Genomic DNA, 19,255 nt, shown 5'->3' on the forward strand with positions numbered 1-19,255 from the left:
TATATTTGGTCAAATAAACATATAAAAACAAGTTTTTATATGTTTTACTGGATCCCCGTTTTCACGGGGATGACATTGAATGCTTTTTAAAAGTCATACAACAAAGCCATTCCAATTATATCTAACACCAAAATAAAGTAACCGGCAATGAAAAAGCAAATTATTTATCCTGATTTTATAGCACGAATTTTTTCTACGGCACTTGATTTATCATTATTTGCCTTTATAGCAATCCCAATATCACAATTTTGTTCTTTTAATTTATTATGGTTGTTCTTTAATGATTATTTCCTTAGCAATAACATTAGTCTTCATAATCCTAATGCAATGTTTAGTTCTATTATGAGTCAGGAATTTTATGAATATCTTAAAGCAGGAAATTTTAATAAGTATATTTTGTTTAATATTTCAATTTTTGCTACTAATATATTAGTAATAGGCTCATATTTCATAACGCTTTGGTATTATAAAGGTGCAACGCTTAGTAAAATGTTTCTACGTATGAAAATAGTAGATGCCGTAACATTAAATCGTCCGACTTTAAAGCAGTTAATTAAAAGATTTTTAGGGTATATGACTTTTCCTATCGGTATTTTTTTCATACTTTTTTCTTCTAAAAAACAAGCATTACATGATAAAATAGCCGGAACAGTCGTGATCAAGGCTTAAGTATTCCAATGAATGAAACAAATGATATAGATCAGCTAATTTATCTTTTTTCAAAATTACCTGGTCTTGGTAGTAGGTCGGCAAGACGTATAGTACTATACCTACTACAAGATAAAGACGTAAGATTAAAAAGTCTTATTAACAATCTGATAGATATAGACAAAAAAATAGTAAAATGTGAAATTTGCGGTAATATGGATACGGAAAATATTTGCTGTATTTGTTCTTCCGAATATAGAGACAAGTCGGTTATTGCTATTGTCGAAACCGTAGCTGAATTATGGGCAATGGAGCGTAGCGGTAATTTTAAAGGTTTATATCACGTACTTGGTCATAATTTATCGGCAGCTACTAGTAGACAAAATCCTAGCATACTCAGATTACCCGAACTACTTAAAAGATGTTTTGCAGAAAATATTAAAGAGGTTATTATTGCTACTAATTCTACTTTAGAAGGTCAGACTACCGCTTATTTTATCACCGAATATTTAAAAGAGCATCCTGCTAAAATTTCTCGCCTAGCTAGCGGCATACCTATCGGAGGTGAACTTGACTATTTAGACGAGGGTACATTATCTGCCGCTATTAACCTACGCCAACCTTTTGAATAAGTATTAACAATTTTATTAAAGTTATAGCAAATCTTGATGAAATTCTAGATGATGTTCGCCGGCAAATTTTATTACATCATTATGATTCCCTTGATGATCAAAATTTATCAGTAATTCACCATGTTCGTTTGAATGTAATATATTTGTGAATAAACGCTGGTCACCGTCAATTTTAATTGCAACTGCTTTTTTACCGATAAATTTAACGCCGTTATCACCTTGTTGTCTATATATTATACCTTTCTTTAAGGCATTCACAAATTTATCACATTGATTCTTATCTAATTTTTCACTAATTCTTCCATAACAATCTAGACCTCTATATTTACCAAGCGGAATAACGTCGTTGATAGTAATATCATGCTCTTTTGCAATATGCCATATACTATTAGGAATCATTTCTTGCTGACGAGTAATTTGTTGGAGAGCATGAAATAAATCCTGTTCTTTTCTTAACTGATAATATTTATGAATTTCTATAGGATCCCACTCTTTGGGTATCTCATAGTTATCATCTTTAGATAAGAGATTAGAATATTGTTGTATCTTTTCTTGATTGTTAATTAATGAAGCAACTTCTCAACCTCTTTCAAGAACTTCTTGATTTTGAGGCTCATGGTTTAGAACTTCATCAATTTTTTCTAAAGCTAGATTGTATTTCTTATCTGCAATCAAACCTATACTAACCTTATCAACTATTTTTATAGCTTGATCTGATGAAAAATGAAGTTCGTTGGTAAGATTTTCTATATGAATTTGGGTGCTATATTTTTCAGGGTTTAGTAAAAATCCCAGTGCCTTAAAAGTATTATTTACGCGTGTATCTAAATAGAGAGTTATTTGAGGTACATTTTCTAAAAACTGCTGTGCTAGTTCGTATTGTTTAGTCTTTAATGCAACTTGAGCTAATGTGTATGGTTCATTAACACTCTTACTAATTTTAATTAACTCATCCTTTAGTTTTTCTTTATTTGAAATTTTCTCAGAAGTAGAATATTTATTATATTTAGCCATATATTGAAAGATCCGTAACATGCCTTTACAATTATCAGGTAAATTATTTTGATTAATTGAATTTAAGTTAGATTGAGCAATTTCGTTAAAATTCAAAATCATTTTTGCTAAAGTTTTTATATCATTAGAAGCATTTTGTATTAAATTCTCTGCTTCTGTAAATTTTCCATTGAGCTTATAAATCGTAAACAAATTATAGAAGTTACTATTATTTGGTTTATCTTTTAACATGAGCAATAATTACCCTTCAGCTAATGATAAATTCCTTGTATTAACATATGCTGACCACAGATTAGTCCGACAACGATATAAAGCTTCTTTTTCTTCACCATCGCTTACTAAAGTCGGTAGCTGAGGATTAAGTAGTGTAGATTCAAGTATTATTATTACTGCTTCATATTCTTTAGCATTATTTAATATTCCTGAAAAATGAGCTAAGGCCATGAGATCTATAGTTATTGTATTTATTAAATTTTTTATAACTTCAAGTTGTTTTGCAGGTTTTATAAATATTATAATCTGCTCCAAGAATTGAAGATATTGTTGATAGCCCATTGTAGTGTTTAATAATTTTGAAACTACGGTGGCAGTATTAAGTAGATCTTTGGCTATTTTTTCCATAATTTGAATATTTGTTGCTGCTACGGCTATAAAGAAAATATTTTTTTGTGCATTACACTTATAAGTAATACGATCTAAAGGATTTTGAAATGATATAGGTTCAAATTTAAACTCGATTTCTGATTCATAGCTTTTGTGAATTATAGCCGTTTTATCTTGATTTATGGTATAATTTTCAAATAATTTGTGGTTTTTCAGGTCTTCATAATTATAATTTTTTATGTCTATTACTTAGTCTATTACTTGCCATATTAGCTGTTTCTAAAGCTAATTTTAAATCCTTTATGTTCTCTATAGTCTCTAAATAATTTTCTATTTTAAACTTTGTAACTTCATTTTCGATATGTGTTATTGTCCCTTGTAGCATAATATCACCGACAGGCGGTAACCATAAAATATGGTTATTTTCAGAAAAGTGAATAGAGGACTTTTGTGCTTTCATATAATACCTAGTTATTTTAACAAGGCATTATACATTAATTTAATCCTTAGTCAAAAAATTATTAATATTTCTTAATAATTACCCGCCGAATTGCTCTTTAATAATTCGATCTTCCAACGTATGATTTTTATTAAAGAGCAATTTGATAGGCTTGTCTTTAGTAGAGCTAACGGTAACCTGTATGATATTATTAAACTCCTGAAAGTCGGCAGTAGCATTTACCGGTCTTTTGGTTGTATTAAATATTTCAAATTTAATCGTAGCAGATGAAAGCAGTAAAGCACCATGCCATCTACGTGGTCTAAACGAGCAGATAGGGGTTAGGCATAACATGTTTGATTCAAGCGGTAAAATAGGACCGCCGGCAGATAAATTATAAGCACTGCTTCCGGCAGGTGTTGCAACTAAAGCTCCGTCTGCTACTAATTCACTCATTCTCTCTATCCCGTTTACGTCTATTCTAAATTTAGCAGCTTGATTAGTTTTGCGAAATATCGATACTTCGTTAATAGCAAGTGCCGTATATATTTGACCGCTCGTATCTTCGGCTTGCATAAGAAGAGGATTTAGTATAGAAACCGTACTTTCATGTATATTTTGTAATAAATTCTTAGTATCTAAAGGATTCATTAAAAAGCCGAGGCTTCCTAAATTAACTCCGTAAAAAGGGAGGTTAAGATGCATATAGCGGTGAATATTATGTAGTAATTCTCCATCGCCTCCTATTACTATAATTACTTCTGCTTCCTCTATCTCACAATAATTATATAGCTTTTTTATTTCTTCTATAATTGCTAAAGATTTAGAATCTTTATTATAAATCAATGCTATTTTATTTATATTCATTATATGAATTTCTTTTTTAATAATAGACGCTTAACTAATAATAAGTTATAAGAATAAAGTAATAAAATAAATATTAAGTTAAATTATGTCATCATTCAACATTAAAAACCATAAAAACGATTTATTATTTGTGCCGCTAGGAGGATCTAATGAAATAGGTATGAATCTTAATCTTTATCATTATAAAGGGAAATGGCTAATGATTGATTGCGGTAGCGGTTTTGCCGATGATTATTTACCCGGTGTTGATATGATAATTGCCGATAGTAGCTTTATTGAAAAATATAAAAAAGATATAGTAGGTCTGATTTTAACTCATGCTCATGAAGATCATTTAGGCGGTGTTCAATATTTATGGAATAGCCTTAAATGTCCTATTTATACTACTACTTTTACGGCAAACTTTTTAAAGATTCGTTTAAATGAATATGATTTTGCTAAAAATATAAAAATTCATGAAGTAAAACCGGGTAGTAAAATAAATCTAGATCCTTTTTCCTTAGAAATGGTGCCGCTGACTCACTCGGCTCCTGAAATGCAAGCAATTATGATCCGTACGGAGGCGGGTAATATTTTACATACGGGAGATTGGAAATTTGATAACGATCCGATACTTGGTAAAAAAGCCGATGAGGAACTTTTAAAATCTTATGGAGATGAAGGGGTTCTTGCGCTTGTTTGTGATTCAACTAACGTGTTTAATAAGGGAAGCTCAGGTTCTGAAGGTGATGTTAGAAAAAGTTTAGTAGATATCATAGCCGGCTGCCCTCAAATGGTAGTAGTTTCAACCTTTGCCTCCAATTTAGCACGACTTGATACAATAATTCATGCCGCAGGGCTTGCGGGTAGAAAAGTAGTCTTAACCGGTAGAAGTTTGCATCGTATGATGCTTGCTGTTCAAGAAAGCGGCTATTTTAAAGATATTACTCCTCTAATTAGTGAACGTGATGTTAGCAGATTTAGAAGAGAAGAATTATTAGTAATTGCTACCGGTTGTCAAGGTGAGCCTATGGCCGCCGCCGCAAAACTGGCTAGTAATTCTCACCCATCTATAAAGCTTGCTCCTAAAGATACAATGATTTTTTCTTCAAAAATTATTCCCGGCAATGAAAAGAAAATATTTAGATTATTTAATATATTTGTTAAAGCCGGTGTAGAAGTTATTACCGAGCGAGACCATTTTGTCCATGTTTCAGGACATCCATCGATTGACGAACTAAAAAAAATGTATTCTTTAATTAGACCGAATATTTGTATTCCTGTTCACGGCGAGCCTGTGCATATTCATGAACATGTTAAGCTTGCTAAGAAAAACGGTATAAAACAGGCAGTAGAGGTTGAAAACGGTAGCGTAGTATTGCTTGAATCTAATAATGCAAAAGTAATTTCAAAGGTTGAAAGCGGTTATTTAGCCGTAGACGGTAATTATTTACTCCCTGTAGAATCGCCGATTTTTAAAGCTAGAAGACGTATGCGTGAGTCGGGTATCGTGATAGCATCGGTAGTAATCAATAAAAAAGGCTTGCTTGCTGCAAACCCAATGCTGTCTATGCCTGGACTGCTTGATCCAAAGGAGGATGTTGCGTTAGTTAATCTAATTAAAAACGATATTAAAGAGCTTGTTACCATTCAAAATAAACAAGCTAAAAAACTATTATCGGATGAGCAAGTGATCGAGGCAATAAAAGGGACAATCCGTAAAACCTTAAAACAAGAAATAAATAAATCACCCGTTATAATAGTAAATATCGAGAAAGTTATAAGTGAGTAAATTTAAAAATATTGCGGTTTACGGAGGAGGGAGTTTTGGTACTAGCCTAGCTTCTTTAGCAGCACGAAGCTGTAATAATGTTACTTTATTTTTACGTGACGAGGAAATAGTAAAAGAAATTTTACATAACAAAACTAACGTAAAATATTTAGGGGATATTAAACTACCTTCTCATTTACAGGCTACTACAAACTTAGATATAATTAAGGATTTTGAACTGATTATTATTGCAGTACCGTCTTACGCTTTCGATGATTCAATAAAATTATTAAAAACTCATGGCATTTCCACAGACAATACTCTTCTAATCGCAACAAAAGGTTTTGCCCGTAATCCTACTGAATTATTTTCCGATAGACTCAAAACCCTATTACCGTATAACTCTATAGCATTTCTATCCGGTCCTAATCTTGCAAAGGAACTTGCTAAAAATTTACCGGCTTCAGCAAGCATTGCAAGTTTAGATATAGATGTAGCAAATAAAATAGCCAATAATCTAGGTTCAAAAATTTTTACTACTAATGTGACAAGCGATATTGTGACATTACAGGTGGCAGGAGCATTGAAAAATATCTTTGCTATTAAAAGCGGGATTGATTTAGCAAAAGAGCAGGGCGAAAATGCAAGAGCAACACTTATAGTATCTGCCTTAAAAGAAATTATAATTTTATCTAAAGCTTTAGGCGGTATGCAAGAGGGGCTAGATATATTATTAGAAGCAGGAGTAGTAGGCGATTTAGTACTTACCTGTTACTCTTTAGGCTCACGCAATACAAAATTCGGTTATGAGCTTGGAATTAGTAGCGATAAAAGGAAATTTTTACAGGAATATAAAGAACTAGTAGAGGGAAGAGAAGCATTAAAATCGGTTTTAGATTTGATAAAAAAATATAATTTACAAATGCCTATAATTTCCGAATTGGCTTCGTGTGTTATTCCTACATAGGTGTTGGCATGGATCGGTTTTTTGATTGTCATCCCGCGACTTGATCGCGGGATCCAGTTAAAAATGCTAAAACGATGTATACTTTAAGTTGTTTTTGGATACCGTGGCCAAGCCATGGTATGACAAGTACTACAATAATCTCTTCATCTGCTCTTGCTCTAGTTTTGCTTCTTTATCTAGTTTATTTAAAAATTCTTTATAGAAACCGTTCGTTATATATACAAGTTCCATTTCAGGATTTAATTCAGAAAAGTCAAGTATTACTAAACAATCACCATCCTTGAAAGTAGCAACTTTATTATTTTCTTCTTCTAAACTATATTTATTTTTATCTATAGTTAAAATAACGGTTTCTATTACATTAAAATCATTACATATCACTAAAGCTTTAGAGATAGTTTTTTCGTTTGGTTCTATATAATAATTATATCCTTGCCAATAATTAGGTTCTTTATTGATAATTTTGTATTTTTTTGTTAGATCTATATTGGTAGTTTTATTTAATTCAAGACCAAGAGGCATAGGATTAGAATAGGAATTTAAGCATAAAAATATAATGAATAAGGATAATAGATTTTGCATTAATAATATTAAAATATTATTCTAAATTAGAAGCTTTAAATAACATAATTCTTTTGATATTTCAATTAAAAGTTTACGAAATAAAAATCTTTATAAAATCTAGTGAAAAAAATAAAATCTCATGTATTATAAGTAATTATATCTTTAGCTCATTACATGATAATCTTTAGTATAGTTTTTTTTAAAACCGTTTCGGTATTATTAAGTGTAGTAATAGGATTTTTAGCAGGTAAATATTCAAATGTTGAAAGAGATAGTATCTCTTCGTTACTGTTCTATTTTATATCGCCTATAGTATTTTTTACTATACCCGCTAGTACAACCTTAACACTTTCGGCATTAAGCGTTACGGTCGTAACATTTGTAATCGCAACACTCTTATCGCTCTTTTCTTATTATTTTTTTGGTAAATTTTGGCAGGATCATACACGTAATATTATAGCTTTATCTGCAGGTACGGCAAATGGCGGGTATTTTATGCTGCCTATAGCTGCGGCACTTTTTGATGATTATACTTTAAGTATTTACATGATGGCTGTTATAGGAGTTAATATTTATGAATGTTCCGTCGGTTTTTATATTTGTATGAGGAGCTTTGCTAATACTACCGATAGTATATTAAAAGTAGTAAAACTGCCAATTTTAAATGCTTTTTTCTTGGGATGTTTGTTTAGTTTTTGCGGTTTTACTTTACCGGATTTTTTAGATGATTTTATATATAATATGAAAGGCTCTTTTTCGATACTCGGTATGGTTATGGTGGGTCTTGCTCTTTCGTCTCTGCAAAAATTTGAAGTCGATATAAAATTTACTCTTGCTACTTTTGCTGCTAAATTTTTATTCTATCCTTTGGGGGTAGGGTTATTTATCATGTTTGATCATTTTGTAACAAAATGGTATAACAATGATTACTATAATGCCTTAAAGCTACTTTCCACAGCACCGCTTGCTGCAAATACTATAGTTATAGCGAATTTACAGAAATTTTATCCTGAGAAAGTTGCTGCTACTGTGTTTTTATCTTTGCTTTTTGTAGTTATATATATGCCGACGATGGTCAGTATATTTTTAAGTGACTTAAATTAATAACATGATGACAATGATTTTTTTAAAACTTATTCTAAATTGGTATTAATAGGTTCATATGAAAATTAATTCAATAAAAATTGGTCCCTATATTAATTTATTACCTCTTCAATATATACCGAAACACAAAATTTCTTATGTGGAATTCGGTGATCCTAAAAATAAAAATATAATAGTATGTGCTCACGGCTTAACTAGAAATGCTCATGATTTTGATAAAATAGCTAAAGAATTGAGTAAAAATTATAGAGTAATTTCAATAAATTATCCTGGTCGCAGTGATAGCGAAAATTTTAAAAAAGCTAATCATTATAATTATACTACCTATATTAAAGATACGTTATTCTTTTTTAAAAGACTAAATATTAAAAAACCTATTTGGCTTGGTACTTCAATGGGCGGTATTATAGGTATGGTACTTGCCAGTAAATATAAAAATATTTTTAAAGCCTTAATATTAAATGATATAGGGGCATTTATCGATGCTGCTCCTTTAATTAAAATTGGAGGTTATGCTAAAAAAACAATTATCTTAGATGATTTGGCTGGTGCCAAAGAACATCTAAAGCTTATTTATGCACAATCAGGTATCAAAGACGAAGAAGATTGGGATTATTTAACAAAATATAGTGTTATTTCTACATTTGGTGGAAAATATAAAATGAATTATGATCCTGCTATAACAAAAGGAATAAAAAATGCCGGTAACCGTAACCAAGAAGATGTTAAGTTATGGTCAGTATGGAATAAAATAAAATGTAAAACATTAGTAATTCATGGGATGAAATCTCAAATTTTAACAAAATCTACCGTTAAAAAAATGAAAGAAACAAAAACTTTTGATCTTTATGAAATAAAATACGCAGGGCATACACCTTCTCTAATGAACCCTGAAGAAATTAACTATGTCAAATCTTGGTTAGAGAAATTAGAAAACAAAAAAGAAAATTAATAGATAAATATAATTATGAAAATTACTGCTAAAGTACTAATAATAGGTTCAGGTCCCGCAGGTTTAAGTGCTGCTATTTATACGGCTAGAGCTGCTTTAAAACCAATATTAATCAATGGTATGCAGCCCGGTGGGCAGCTTACAATTACCACCGATGTTGAAAATTATCCCGGGTTTGCGGAAACGGTGCAAGGACCTTGGCTTATGGAGCAGATGTCTATGCAGGCTAAAAATGTCGGTACGGAAATTGTTAGTGATTACGTAGAAAAGGTGGATTTATCAAAAAGACCTTTTAAAGTATTTACCGGAGCCGGGAATGAGTATGAAGCAGAAAGTATAATTATTTGTACCGGTGCGGAAGCAAAATGGCTTGGTATAGCTTCAGAGCAGGAATTTCGTGGTTTTGGTGTTTCAGCATGTGCTACTTGTGATGGTTTCTTTTTTAAGAATCAAGAAATAGTTGTAGTAGGGGGAGGGAATAGTGCAGTAGAAGAAGCTTTATACTTAACCAATCATGCTAACAAAGTTATTATAGTGCATAGAAGAGATAGTTTTAGAGCTGAGAAAATATTACAGGATCGATTATTTAAAAATCCTAAAATATCGGTAATTTGGGATCATGTAGTAGATGAGATTGTCGGTGATAATAAACTAAAATCCGTTACCGGAGTTAAAATTCAAAATGTTCACACTAAAGAGATTAGTTTAGTGAATTGTAGCGGTGTATTTGTAGCTATCGGGTATGCACCGAATACAAGCTTATTTACCGGACAAATTGCAATGGATGACGATAATTATATCATAACGAAGCCAGGCACGACTAAAACTAGCGTAGAAGGTGTTTTCGCTGCCGGTGACGTTCAGGATAAAATGTATAGACAAGCAGTAACTGCTGCAGGTAGTGGTTGTATGGCAGCTCTTGAGGCTGAAAAATTTCTAAATAAATAATTCGTTTTCTATATTTCATCCAGTGCTTTTTTCAAGTCATGTAACCAAGCCTTTTCTAGACCCATCTGATAAGATTTTCTAAAAAAAAGAAACAGTCGTATAAGAATTTATTAATTTTTTTAATAAATTCTTGTATTGAAAATTATAGCAATATAATTTTTCTTTCTAATTTTAGAAAATAGAGAGGAATTATGCAATATATTGATAATATTGAGCAAAAGGTGGTTATTTGGAAAATATTAGGAGAACAACTAAATTTGATCACTCGAGTACAAAAAGGTGATGTTTTTATTGGAGATAAAGTAGATACCGATAAAGAAATTACATTTTCTAAAGACGGTCAACAATTCACGATTGGAACAGAGGAGGCTGATACAGAAATTGCCGGCGTGGTAAGAAGTTGTTATGATGAAGCAGCTTAATTAATAATGCTTTCTATAATATTACTTTCTTTTAAACTAAGCTTTATTGTATGATTCTAAAATTATGATAAACATCACTGATGTCATTCCTGCTTGGCGTTGTTGCGTGGCTCGAAAAACGAGTTCAGTGTCATACCATGGTTTGACTACGGTATCCAGAAAAAATTTAAAAAACTGGATCCCGCGATCAAGTCGCGGGATGACAGGGCCGGAATCGATCCCTACACAACAATGCTTTCCCGCTTTTACGGGAATGACATCCACAGCTTAGCAAGCAAAGTCATTAATACTATTGAGGGAAATATGAACTTACTTAAAAACATTACGGGAAAGAATTATATAAACGGTGAATTTGTAGAATTCGGGAAACAAATATCCGTTATTAATCCTTCGACTTTAAAAGAAATCGCTACAGTTCCAAATTTAGAATTATATGAAATTAATTCTGTAATAGATAATACAGTTAAGGCTTTTCCTGCATGGTCACAAAGTTCATTTGAAGAAAGAATAGCGATTCTTAGAAGATGGTATAACTTAGTAATCGAAAATATTGATGAGTTAAGTCATATATTAACCTTAGAGCAGGGGAAGATACTTGCCGAATCAAAAAAAGAAATTCTATACGGAGCATCTTTTATTGATTGGTATACATATGCTATACATAATATTCATTCGACTATCAAACCGGGGAATAATAAAGCTCATAAAATTGTTACGCAATATGAACCGGTAGGACCTTCGGCCGCTATAACTCCTTGGAATTTTCCAAATGCAATGATTACACGCAAGGTAGTTCCTGCAATAGCAGCGGGTTGCAGTGTTATATTAAAACCGTCAAGCCTTACGCCTCTATCAGCTTTAGTACTTGCAAAAATTGCAAGTGATGCCGGTTTGCCTGCCGGAGTATTTAACGTAATTACAGGTAATTCGGATATTATAGGTAAGGCTTTTTGTGAAGATTTTAGGCTTCGGAAATTATCATTTACCGGTTCTACAGATGTCGGTAAAATTCTATATAAAACTGCCGCAAATACTATAAAGCGTTTATCTTTGGAACTTGGCGGCAATGCTCCTTTCATTATAACGGCAGATAATGATTTAGAAAAAGTAGCAGGTGATTTAGTAATCGCTAAAACTAGAAATAGTGGTCAGTCTTGTACTTCCCCTAACAGAATATTTATAGAAGAATCTATATATAAAAAATTTATAGAAATTCTAAAGGCGAACTTTGCTAAACTAAAAGCCGGTGACGGATTCGATAAAACATCGGATATAGGTCCATTAATTAATGGGGCGGCTATAGAAAAAATACAAAAGCTTTTAGCAGATGCACAAAATAAAGGAGCTAAATTAATTTGTGGCGGTACAGCTGTTGATAATTTTATTGAACCGACTATGATTACTGATTGTTTAGATAATATGGATATCTTTAAAACGGAAATATTCGGTCCGGTGATTGCGTGCTATAGATTTAAAGATTTAGATGAAGTAATAGAGCGTGCCAATAATACCGAATATGGCTTGCAAGGATATGTATATTCAAATAATATATCCGTGGCACAAATGATAGCCGGTAAGCTTGATTTTGGTATGGTATCGATTAATGACCCGTTACCTGCAAATGCAAAAGCACCTTTTGCAGGGCGTAAAGCTTCAGGTTTTGGAATTGAAGGCTCATTTGAAGGGATATTTGAATATCTAAATACTAAATATATAAACTTACAAAATATAATAAATTATGCCGGTTCCTATAAATGATATTGAAAGAGAAATTGAAAGAACCAATGAAGTGTTTTCTTTAATAGATAATAAAAATGGAGTTGATTCTTGGTTATGGGCAATATCTGATTGTCTTGCCGGGTTATTAGATCAGCATAAAGAATTGTTATCAATTGAATATGCTTATCCTTTGATTCAACTAATTAAAAGGTTCGAAGAGAAAAATATTATAATACCCCAAAGTCTTAATGATGCTTTAAGTAATATATTATTAATCTTTGAGGATAAATGCAAATCTGAAGAATCAGAACTAATAGAAAATATAACTGATAGTTTAAATACTCTTGATATTCTAGGAGTACATGCATATTAATCTTCCAAAAATCTCAATAGTTCTGCCGGTCTACAATAGAGAGAAGCTATTACCTTTTGCTATTGAAAGCTGCCTTAATCAAAGCTTTAAAGATTTTGAGCTTATTATTATTGATGATTGCTCGAAAGATAATAGCGTTGTAGTAGCTAAGAAATATGCAGAGCAAGATTCACGTATTAAAGTAATAGTAAACGAGACTAATAAAAAATTGCCGGCGAGTCTTAATATTGCTTTTAAAGATGCTAAGGGGAGGTATTTTACTTGGACTTCCGATGATAATCTTTTTCATGAAAATGCTTTAGAGAAAATGGTTAGGACACTTGATAATTCACCTGAGATAGGGCTTGTATATACTGATTATACTTTAATCGATGAGCAGGGTAGGATAGGTACACGGCTCTATCAAGAATCGCCTGAATTTTTACCGATTAGAGATTGCGTAGGTGCATGTTTCTTGTATAGAGCCGATTTAGCAAGGCAAGTAGGCGGATATAATGAAAATATGCGGTTAGTTGACGATTATGAATATTGGCTTCGTCTTGGGCTTGTTACAAAATTTACTCATATACCGGAATCTTTATATTTTTATAAAGTTCATGATCAAAGCTTAACAATAGAGCGTAAAGTAGAAGCAAAACAGGCAAAAAGAGCTTTGAAAGAATTATTTAAAGATAAATATATTATTCCTGCTGAGATTAAACCTATAAATGATTTATATAATTGGTTTATTGAAGATAGAAATTTAAACGCTTATTTTAGGTTATTTAAAATAATTCTTTGTAACCCTATAATTACTCTTTCTTATATTATTAAAAACCTTAGAAGAATTAGGTAATCTTTTTCATTGCTATAAGCAAAAATAAGAATATTATTTTAGGACAGTGTCATGCTGTGACTTGATCACGGCATCAAGTCTTTTTAAATTTTTTTCGTGGATACTGTGGAGGGGCCACGGTATGACAGGTATAATGCAAAACCAAGATTTTCTAAATACATTAAATCCGCAACAGCAAAAAGCAGTTCTTCACACTGAAGGGCCGCTTTTATTGCTTGCAGGTGCAGGGACAGGTAAAACAAAGGTACTTACCTCAAGAATAGCTAATATTATTCATCAAAATTTAGCCTCGCCTCAAAATATTCTAGCTGTTACTTTTACTAATAAAGCGGCTAAAGAGATGGCTGAAAGGGTTCATAGTTTAATTAATTGCTACGGTCTTAATATCGGTACTTTCCACTCAATGGCAGCTAGGATATTACGGGAACATATAGAGCATTTAAATCTTGGATTAAATAATAGATTTACTATTATTAGTCAAGATGATCAATTAAAACTAGTTAAAGATATAGTAAAGCTAAAAGATATTGATACTAAAAAATATGCTCCTAAATTAATACATATCATAATTTCTAGATGGAAAGATCAAGGATTACTACCAAGTAAATTATCAGCCTCAGATATTAATCTACCAGTGCAACGAGTAGCAAAACTTGTTTATCAAGAATATCAACAGAATCTTCTTATCTCTAATGCATTGGATTTTGGAGATTTGCTACTTTATAATAATGAGCTGTTTATTAAAAATCCTGATATATTAAAATATTATCAAGATAAATATCGGTATATTTTGATAGATGAGTATCAAGATACAAATATTGTGCAGTATTTATGGGCAAGAATGCTCGCAAGTTTATATAAAAATATCTGTTGTGTAGGGGATGATGATCAGTCTATTTACGGCTGGCGGGGAGCGGAAGTCGGTAATATATTACGTTTTGAAAAAGATTTTTCAGGTGCAACAATTATTAAATTAGAGCAAAATTATAGATCAACTCTACCAATACTTGCTGCCGCTTCCAATGTTATCAATAATAATAAAAACCGTCACGGTAAAACATTATGGACAGATAGGGAAAACGGTGAAAAGATAAAAATCATCTCTTGTTGGAGTGATAAAGAAGAGGCAAGATATATAGCCGGCGAAATAGATAGGTTAGTAAGAGCAGACCGATATAATGCAGGTAATATCGCTATATTAGTACGGGCAGGTTTCCAAACTAGAAGTTTTGAGGAAGCTTTTATAAATAGTGCTATGCCTTATAAAATTATAGGGGGCTTAAGATTCTATGAACGAATGGAAATTAGAGATGTCCTTGCTTATATCCGTATATCTTTGAATCAAAACGATAATTTAGCACTGGAACGTATTATAAATGTACCAAAAAGGGCAATCGGTGCAGCTACTTTAAGTAAAATTAAAGCCTATGCTATTGAGCAGAGTATTTCTAATTTTGCAGCTATTAAGGAAATGCTAGAAAAAGGTGAAATCAAAGCAAAATCATATGAAACTCTAAAAGATTTTGTGACTAAAATCGATAATTGGCATGAAAGATTTTACACCGATGCCCCGATAAATGTTGCTAAAGCAATACTTGATGATTCCGGTTATCTTGAAATGCTTAAGGAGGAGAAAACTGAAGAGGCATTCGGTAGAATCGAGAATATTAATGAAATGCTTAGAGCTATTGCCGAGTTTAATGATATTCATGATTTTATCGAACATTCAAGCTTAGTTATGGAAAATGAGAGCTTAGAAACTAATTACGGCGGTTCCGTCACTATAATGACCCTGCACGCTGCTAAAGGGCTTGAGTTTGACGTAGTGTTTTTACCTGGTTGGGAAGAGGGGGTATTTCCGTCTCAAAAATCTCTAGACGAAGACGGCGAAAAAGGCTTAGAAGAAGAACGCCGTATTGCTTATGTCGGCATTACTAGAGCCAAAAAAGACCTCTACATTACCCATGCGGAAAGCCGAAAAATATTTTATGAAATAGTCCGCTCTTACCCCTCAAGATTCATAACTGAAATTCCTGACGAAATTACGATCAGGACCTCTTCTATGAAAAAATACAATTCTTTTTACAAGTTTTAATTAATTTTCATTCATAAATTTTAAATTGGTTTGCATTCTTTAACTAATTATTATCTAATTTAATTAATAGAGGAAAAGTATGAGTGCGCCAAGGAAAGTGCGTAAAAATCAGTTGGTGAAAATCCCACCTATGCAAAGTCTAACCAACAGCATAGAAGCAACTATTGCATTACAGGAGGCGACAAATGTGATGAAGCCAGTAGAAGCGACATACCAGGCTGCAACGCAAGTGAAGGTGTTGAGCCCCGAAATATCCAACATTATAGAGGCCGACGTTTTTCATAGTGCGGAAGGCAGCATGAAGGGTGACGTAATGGTAAGTCACAACTCACTCTATCGGGGTCGGAGTCCGGTGGCATGGTATGAGATGGAGTTTACGTAAACTTGGGAGATCTTCTGTATTCTCGAAAGAGTATGTTGGGACAAGTCAAAATAGGCAAGAACTGACAAATGATACAGAAGAAGTCGGACTGACTGATAGTACTCGGAGTATAGGAAAGCTATGTACATGGGGAAGCGGTCAGCAATGGAAAGCTTGGTTGAGTACCGTTCAAGATAACACGCTGAGGTTATTATAGTGATGCAGGTTAAACTCAATCAAATAGCTAAAAGAGCGAAGCAAGATAAAAGGCTAAAATTCACATCATTAATACATCATGTTAATGAGGCTAATCTTGCAGAATGCTATCAAGTGCTCAAGCGTAATAAAGCTTGTGGGATTGATGGTGAGACAGTGGAAGCATACGGTATTAATCTAGAAGATAGGCTTAATCAATTAGTGGAATCGATAAAGTTGAAGCAATATCGTCCTAAACCAGTAAAGAGGGTATATATCCCAAAAGCTGGTAAGAATGAGAAGCGTGGCCTTGGTATACCATCAGTTGAAGATAAGTTAGTTCAAATTATGCTAAAGCAAATCTTAGAACAGATTTATGAAGCTGAGTTTTTGGATATGTCTTATGGATTCAGACCTAAGTTAAGCTGTCACGATGCAATAAGAGCATTACACAAAACGGTTATGACTAAGCCAATTAATTACATTGTGGAAGTAGATATTAAAGGGTTCTTTGATAATGTTAATCACTATTGGCTACAACGTTGCTTAGAGGAGAAAATTGTTGATCGTAATTTATTGTGGTTAGTAAGAAAATTCTTAAAAGCTGGAGTAGTTGAGGATGGAAAGCAGTTAGTAACGGAGGTAGGCACTCCTCAAGGAGGAGTGATTAGTCCATTACTTGCAAACATCTATCTTCATTATGTACTAGACTTATGGTTTAAGAAAGTTAAATCACAAGCAAAAGGACACATGGAGCTAATACGCTACTGTGATGACTTTGTAGTATGTTGTGAAAGTGAGAAAGATGCAAAGAATTTTCTAGATCTGCTACATGTAAGGTTAGAAAAGTTTGGTCTACAGGTATCAGAAGATAAGACTAGAGTTCTTAAATTTGGACGAAAAGTTTGGAAACATGCTCAGGGAAGTAAAGAAAAAGTAGAAACTTTTACCTTTCTTGGGTTTACGCATTATTGCGGTAAGAGTAGACAAGGGTATTTCGTTATGGGTCATAAGACGAGTAAGGAGAATCTTTGTCAGAAGCTTAAGGAAACTAAGGAATGGTTAAAGAATATACGTAATAAATTGTGTCTTAAAGCATGGTGGCCAGTACTTAAATCTAAATTAACGGGCCATTATAATTATTTTGGAGTGAGTGGTAATTATCGCTGTCTCTATAAATTTTATAAGTCGATCTTTTGGATAGTATTCAAGTGGATAAATCGTCGCAGTCAGAAAAAGAGTATGAATGTCAAAGAGTATCAAAATTATCTACAGTGGAATCCACTACCAACACCGAGGATATGTAATGCAATGTATTAATTCTAGCTTTATAGTAAATGTTTCATTGAGGAGCCGTGTGCGGGAAAATCGCAAGCACGGTTCTGTGGGGGTTACCATAGCATGGAACTAATTTAATTAAAATATGGAGTAAATGTTATGGTTTCTACCCGACCTAAAGATATTAATAAACCTGAAGGAAATCGCCAAGCTCCATTAAGTACAGAAGAATTATATAATAAATTTTTAGATAATATAAGTAGTATTGATAGTAAATCAAATAATCAAATTAAATTTTTTAAAGATACTTCTTCTCTGCTTAACTATGTTACCGCTACTAGACAAAATATCTTTATTGCAATAGAATCGCAGTGTGCTCCTTTTAGTACTAATTATTTACCACATGATGTAGTTCAATCTTTAACTGATACTAATATATAACACTCATGATGAAGTAATTAAATTAATTTCGTCGGAAGAAGAAAAAAGAAAATATAGTTTTGCAAATGCTAAAAATGAAGCTGCTTTAAAAGGTTTTGCTATAGATTCAAGTGAGGCTCAAGTAGAGCAGATGAACGACCGAAAACGTAATGGCTTGAGCCAAGATGAAGTGATGGATATTAAAAAACCATTAGAAAAAGCTATGTTAGAATTAGCTAACCAAAAAATGTCTAAAGAACAATATAGAGAGAAATTAATAGATAAAACATTAGATAACCTTAAAGAAAATGTTTCAGAAGCAAAATTAAATAATTACAGAGAATTTCTGACTAAGAATACTACCCCTAAACGTGATGGACAAGAGAGAATTAACGATCCAAAACAAGTAGAAGCATTAACACAAGAAGCATTAAAGATAGCCGAATTTTTTAAAATTACTTTTCAAACAAACGAAAAAGAGGCAAAAGCTTTATCATGTATTTATAAGCAAGGAATCAAAGAGCCTGAGATAATCAAACCATTACTATCAGCAATAAGTAAACTATCGCCTGAAAAAATGACGGAGCAAGGTAGCAAAATTATTAAGGATTTTGCTCCATTACTTGAGAGTAGTAATCCTGCACTTGTTAACGGTGCTAAAAAAGCATTAACAGAGTTAGATCCTGAATATTTAGCAGAATACACAAAAGAATCAGGAGAAACTATAGCACAAGAATTACAAAAAGCAGCCAAAACTAATATATTGCAAAAAATTGTAAAATTTGTTACCGGTATAGATTATGCTCAAAAAAATATAGATAAAGCATTCACTGTCCTAAAAGCAAATAGTGACAGATTTACGAATTGGCACAAAAACTCACCTAGTAATAAAGGAAAAGAGCAGGGGCAAGCCCAACAAAAAGTGCAAGGCTTAAAGCCATCTATATCAACTTCTAAATCTCACGTTGAAAACCTTAATAACAGTAGAGAGAGTCAGAAAAAACAGGGGCTTACACGCTCATAGCTTGCAAATTATAAAATTTTGGTATATATTAAATATTTTAATAAT

The 19,255-nt window shown here is 32.4% G+C and carries 22 protein-coding genes; 16 read left to right on the forward strand and 6 right to left on the reverse strand.

Annotated elements, in window-relative coordinates:
- Positions 1–147: 147 nt before the first annotated feature.
- Both ACIAS7_RS05540 and recR read left to right on the forward strand, forming a co-directional pair.
- Positions 148–669 carry an RDD family protein gene (locus ACIAS7_RS05540; RefSeq protein ID WP_473198555.1) on the forward strand — a complete coding sequence of 174 codons (522 nt, stop codon included), beginning with the start codon at positions 148–150 and terminating at the stop codon, positions 667–669.
- An 8-nt stretch (positions 670–677) separates the two neighbouring features.
- Positions 678–1,280 (forward strand): recombination mediator RecR, encoded by a 603-nt coding sequence (recR, locus tag ACIAS7_RS05545; protein WP_473198556.1) that lies wholly within the window; start codon positions 678–680, stop codon positions 1,278–1,280.
- Positions 1,281–1,301: 21 nt separating this feature from the next.
- Here the strand turns inward: recR and ACIAS7_RS05550 are convergent, their stop codons facing one another.
- The 5 genes from ACIAS7_RS05550 to ACIAS7_RS05570 form a co-directional block, all read right to left on the reverse strand.
- Positions 1,302–1,679 carry a hypothetical protein gene (locus ACIAS7_RS05550; protein WP_473198557.1) on the reverse strand — a complete coding sequence of 126 codons (378 nt, stop codon included), beginning with the start codon at positions 1,677–1,679 and terminating at the stop codon, positions 1,302–1,304.
- A 180-nt stretch (positions 1,680–1,859) separates the two neighbouring features.
- The gene (locus ACIAS7_RS05555) at positions 1,860–2,525 is read right to left on the reverse strand and encodes a hypothetical protein (protein WP_473198558.1); all 666 of its coding nucleotides are present in this window, start codon (positions 2,523–2,525) and stop codon (positions 1,860–1,862) included.
- A gap of 9 nt (positions 2,526–2,534) precedes the next feature.
- Positions 2,535–2,915 carry a hypothetical protein gene (locus ACIAS7_RS05560; protein WP_473198559.1) on the reverse strand — a complete coding sequence of 127 codons (381 nt, stop codon included), beginning with the start codon at positions 2,913–2,915 and terminating at the stop codon, positions 2,535–2,537.
- Between the two features lie 208 nt (positions 2,916–3,123).
- Entirely contained in the window at positions 3,124–3,357 is a 234-nt protein-coding gene (locus ACIAS7_RS05565) for a hypothetical protein (RefSeq protein WP_473198560.1), read from the reverse strand.
- A gap of 78 nt (positions 3,358–3,435) precedes the next feature.
- The gene (locus ACIAS7_RS05570; protein ID WP_473198561.1) at positions 3,436–4,203 is read right to left on the reverse strand and encodes an NAD kinase; all 768 of its coding nucleotides are present in this window, start codon (positions 4,201–4,203) and stop codon (positions 3,436–3,438) included.
- An 85-nt stretch (positions 4,204–4,288) separates the two neighbouring features.
- On the opposite strand from ACIAS7_RS05570, the gene ACIAS7_RS05575 reads away from it, so the two are divergent.
- Both ACIAS7_RS05575 and ACIAS7_RS05580 read left to right on the forward strand, forming a co-directional pair.
- Positions 4,289–5,974 (forward strand): ribonuclease J, encoded by a 1,686-nt coding sequence (locus tag ACIAS7_RS05575; RefSeq protein WP_473198562.1) that lies wholly within the window; start codon positions 4,289–4,291, stop codon positions 5,972–5,974.
- On the forward strand, positions 5,967–6,920 hold the full coding sequence (locus ACIAS7_RS05580) for an NAD(P)H-dependent glycerol-3-phosphate dehydrogenase (protein WP_473198563.1): 954 nt from the start codon (positions 5,967–5,969) through the stop codon (positions 6,918–6,920). The genes ACIAS7_RS05575 and ACIAS7_RS05580 overlap by 8 nt, the downstream gene beginning before the upstream one ends.
- 129 nt (positions 6,921–7,049) lie before the next feature.
- Here the strand turns inward: ACIAS7_RS05580 and ACIAS7_RS05585 are convergent, their stop codons facing one another.
- The gene (locus tag ACIAS7_RS05585; protein WP_473198564.1) at positions 7,050–7,502 is read right to left on the reverse strand and encodes a hypothetical protein; all 453 of its coding nucleotides are present in this window, start codon (positions 7,500–7,502) and stop codon (positions 7,050–7,052) included.
- Positions 7,503–7,658: 156 nt separating this feature from the next.
- On the opposite strand from ACIAS7_RS05585, the gene ACIAS7_RS05590 reads away from it, so the two are divergent.
- The 12 genes from ACIAS7_RS05590 to ACIAS7_RS05645 all read left to right on the forward strand — a co-directional run bounded on the left by ACIAS7_RS05590 (position 7,659) and on the right by ACIAS7_RS05645 (position 19,210).
- Positions 7,659–8,588: an AEC family transporter gene (locus tag ACIAS7_RS05590; RefSeq protein ID WP_011271009.1), complete on the forward strand. Its 930-nt coding sequence runs from the start codon at positions 7,659–7,661 to the stop codon at positions 8,586–8,588.
- Positions 8,589–8,646: 58 nt separating this feature from the next.
- Positions 8,647–9,540, forward strand: coding sequence for an alpha/beta fold hydrolase (locus ACIAS7_RS05595; RefSeq protein ID WP_473198565.1), 894 nt, complete (start codon positions 8,647–8,649; stop codon positions 9,538–9,540).
- 15 nt (positions 9,541–9,555) lie between these two features.
- Positions 9,556–10,488, forward strand: coding sequence for a thioredoxin-disulfide reductase (trxB, locus tag ACIAS7_RS05600; RefSeq protein ID WP_473198566.1), 933 nt, complete (start codon positions 9,556–9,558; stop codon positions 10,486–10,488).
- A gap of 191 nt (positions 10,489–10,679) precedes the next feature.
- On the forward strand, positions 10,680–10,910 hold the full coding sequence (locus ACIAS7_RS05605; RefSeq protein WP_473198567.1) for a hypothetical protein: 231 nt from the start codon (positions 10,680–10,682) through the stop codon (positions 10,908–10,910).
- Between the two features lie 303 nt (positions 10,911–11,213).
- Positions 11,214–12,668, forward strand: coding sequence for an NAD-dependent succinate-semialdehyde dehydrogenase (locus ACIAS7_RS05610; RefSeq protein WP_473198568.1), 1,455 nt, complete (start codon positions 11,214–11,216; stop codon positions 12,666–12,668).
- A complete protein-coding gene (locus ACIAS7_RS05615; protein ID WP_473198569.1) occupies positions 12,649–13,002 on the forward strand; it encodes a hypothetical protein in 354 nt (117 codons plus the stop codon). Before ACIAS7_RS05610 ends, ACIAS7_RS05615 begins: the two co-directional genes overlap by 20 nt.
- Positions 12,992–13,837 (forward strand): glycosyltransferase, encoded by an 846-nt coding sequence (locus ACIAS7_RS05620; protein WP_473198570.1) that lies wholly within the window; start codon positions 12,992–12,994, stop codon positions 13,835–13,837. The genes ACIAS7_RS05615 and ACIAS7_RS05620 overlap by 11 nt, the downstream gene beginning before the upstream one ends.
- Positions 13,838–13,970: 133 nt before the next feature.
- Positions 13,971–15,932, forward strand: a complete 1,962-nt coding sequence (pcrA, locus tag ACIAS7_RS05625; RefSeq protein WP_473199427.1) for a DNA helicase PcrA — start codon at positions 13,971–13,973, stop codon at positions 15,930–15,932.
- Between the two features lie 362 nt (positions 15,933–16,294).
- Positions 16,295–16,510: a hypothetical protein gene (locus ACIAS7_RS05630; protein ID WP_473198443.1), complete on the forward strand. Its 216-nt coding sequence runs from the start codon at positions 16,295–16,297 to the stop codon at positions 16,508–16,510.
- Positions 16,511–16,512: 2 nt separating this feature from the next.
- Positions 16,513–17,808: a group II intron reverse transcriptase/maturase gene (gene ltrA / locus ACIAS7_RS05635; RefSeq protein WP_473198444.1), complete on the forward strand. Its 1,296-nt coding sequence runs from the start codon at positions 16,513–16,515 to the stop codon at positions 17,806–17,808.
- Between the two features lie 117 nt (positions 17,809–17,925).
- The gene (locus tag ACIAS7_RS05640) at positions 17,926–18,207 is read left to right on the forward strand and encodes a hypothetical protein (RefSeq protein ID WP_473198571.1); all 282 of its coding nucleotides are present in this window, start codon (positions 17,926–17,928) and stop codon (positions 18,205–18,207) included.
- 130 nt (positions 18,208–18,337) lie between these two features.
- Positions 18,338–19,210, forward strand: coding sequence for a hypothetical protein (locus ACIAS7_RS05645; RefSeq protein ID WP_473198572.1), 873 nt, complete (start codon positions 18,338–18,340; stop codon positions 19,208–19,210).
- The last annotated feature ends 45 nt before the right edge of the window (positions 19,211–19,255 follow it).

The organism is Rickettsia sp. 109562A South Dakota (assembly GCF_055791265.1).

What these genes read in the sequence shown, in the direction of transcription:
- ACIAS7_RS05555 (WP_473198558.1), bottom strand. Translation starts at nt 2,525, where the DNA reads ATGTTAAAAGATAAACCAAATAATAGTAACTTCTATAATTTGTTTACG.
- ACIAS7_RS05570 (WP_473198561.1), bottom strand. Translation starts at nt 4,203, where the DNA reads ATGAATATAAATAAAATAGCATTGATTTATAATAAAGATTCTAAATCT.
- ACIAS7_RS05560 (WP_473198559.1), bottom strand. Translation starts at nt 2,915, where the DNA reads ATGGAAAAAATAGCCAAAGATCTACTTAATACTGCCACCGTAGTTTCA.
- ACIAS7_RS05575 (WP_473198562.1), top strand. Translation starts at nt 4,289, where the DNA reads ATGTCATCATTCAACATTAAAAACCATAAAAACGATTTATTATTTGTG.
- ACIAS7_RS05605 (WP_473198567.1), top strand. Translation starts at nt 10,680, where the DNA reads ATGCAATATATTGATAATATTGAGCAAAAGGTGGTTATTTGGAAAATA.
- ACIAS7_RS05595 (WP_473198565.1), top strand. Translation starts at nt 8,647, where the DNA reads ATGAAAATTAATTCAATAAAAATTGGTCCCTATATTAATTTATTACCT.
- ACIAS7_RS05590 (WP_011271009.1), top strand. Translation starts at nt 7,659, where the DNA reads ATGATAATCTTTAGTATAGTTTTTTTTAAAACCGTTTCGGTATTATTA.
- recR (WP_473198556.1), top strand. Translation starts at nt 678, where the DNA reads ATGAATGAAACAAATGATATAGATCAGCTAATTTATCTTTTTTCAAAA.
- trxB (WP_473198566.1), top strand. Translation starts at nt 9,556, where the DNA reads ATGAAAATTACTGCTAAAGTACTAATAATAGGTTCAGGTCCCGCAGGT.
- ACIAS7_RS05585 (WP_473198564.1), bottom strand. Translation starts at nt 7,502, where the DNA reads ATGCAAAATCTATTATCCTTATTCATTATATTTTTATGCTTAAATTCC.
- ACIAS7_RS05630 (WP_473198443.1), top strand. Translation starts at nt 16,295, where the DNA reads ATGAGATGGAGTTTACGTAAACTTGGGAGATCTTCTGTATTCTCGAAA.
- ACIAS7_RS05620 (WP_473198570.1), top strand. Translation starts at nt 12,992, where the DNA reads ATGCATATTAATCTTCCAAAAATCTCAATAGTTCTGCCGGTCTACAAT.
- ACIAS7_RS05610 (WP_473198568.1), top strand. Translation starts at nt 11,214, where the DNA reads ATGAACTTACTTAAAAACATTACGGGAAAGAATTATATAAACGGTGAA.
- ACIAS7_RS05550 (WP_473198557.1), bottom strand. Translation starts at nt 1,679, where the DNA reads ATGATTCCTAATAGTATATGGCATATTGCAAAAGAGCATGATATTACT.
- ACIAS7_RS05615 (WP_473198569.1), top strand. Translation starts at nt 12,649, where the DNA reads ATGCCGGTTCCTATAAATGATATTGAAAGAGAAATTGAAAGAACCAAT.
- ACIAS7_RS05565 (WP_473198560.1), bottom strand. Translation starts at nt 3,357, where the DNA reads ATGAAAGCACAAAAGTCCTCTATTCACTTTTCTGAAAATAACCATATT.
- ACIAS7_RS05640 (WP_473198571.1), top strand. Translation starts at nt 17,926, where the DNA reads ATGGTTTCTACCCGACCTAAAGATATTAATAAACCTGAAGGAAATCGC.
- pcrA (WP_473199427.1), top strand. Translation starts at nt 13,971, where the DNA reads ATGCAAAACCAAGATTTTCTAAATACATTAAATCCGCAACAGCAAAAA.
- ACIAS7_RS05645 (WP_473198572.1), top strand. Translation starts at nt 18,338, where the DNA reads ATGAACGACCGAAAACGTAATGGCTTGAGCCAAGATGAAGTGATGGAT.
- ACIAS7_RS05540 (WP_473198555.1), top strand. Translation starts at nt 148, where the DNA reads ATGAAAAAGCAAATTATTTATCCTGATTTTATAGCACGAATTTTTTCT.
- ltrA (WP_473198444.1), top strand. Translation starts at nt 16,513, where the DNA reads ATGCAGGTTAAACTCAATCAAATAGCTAAAAGAGCGAAGCAAGATAAA.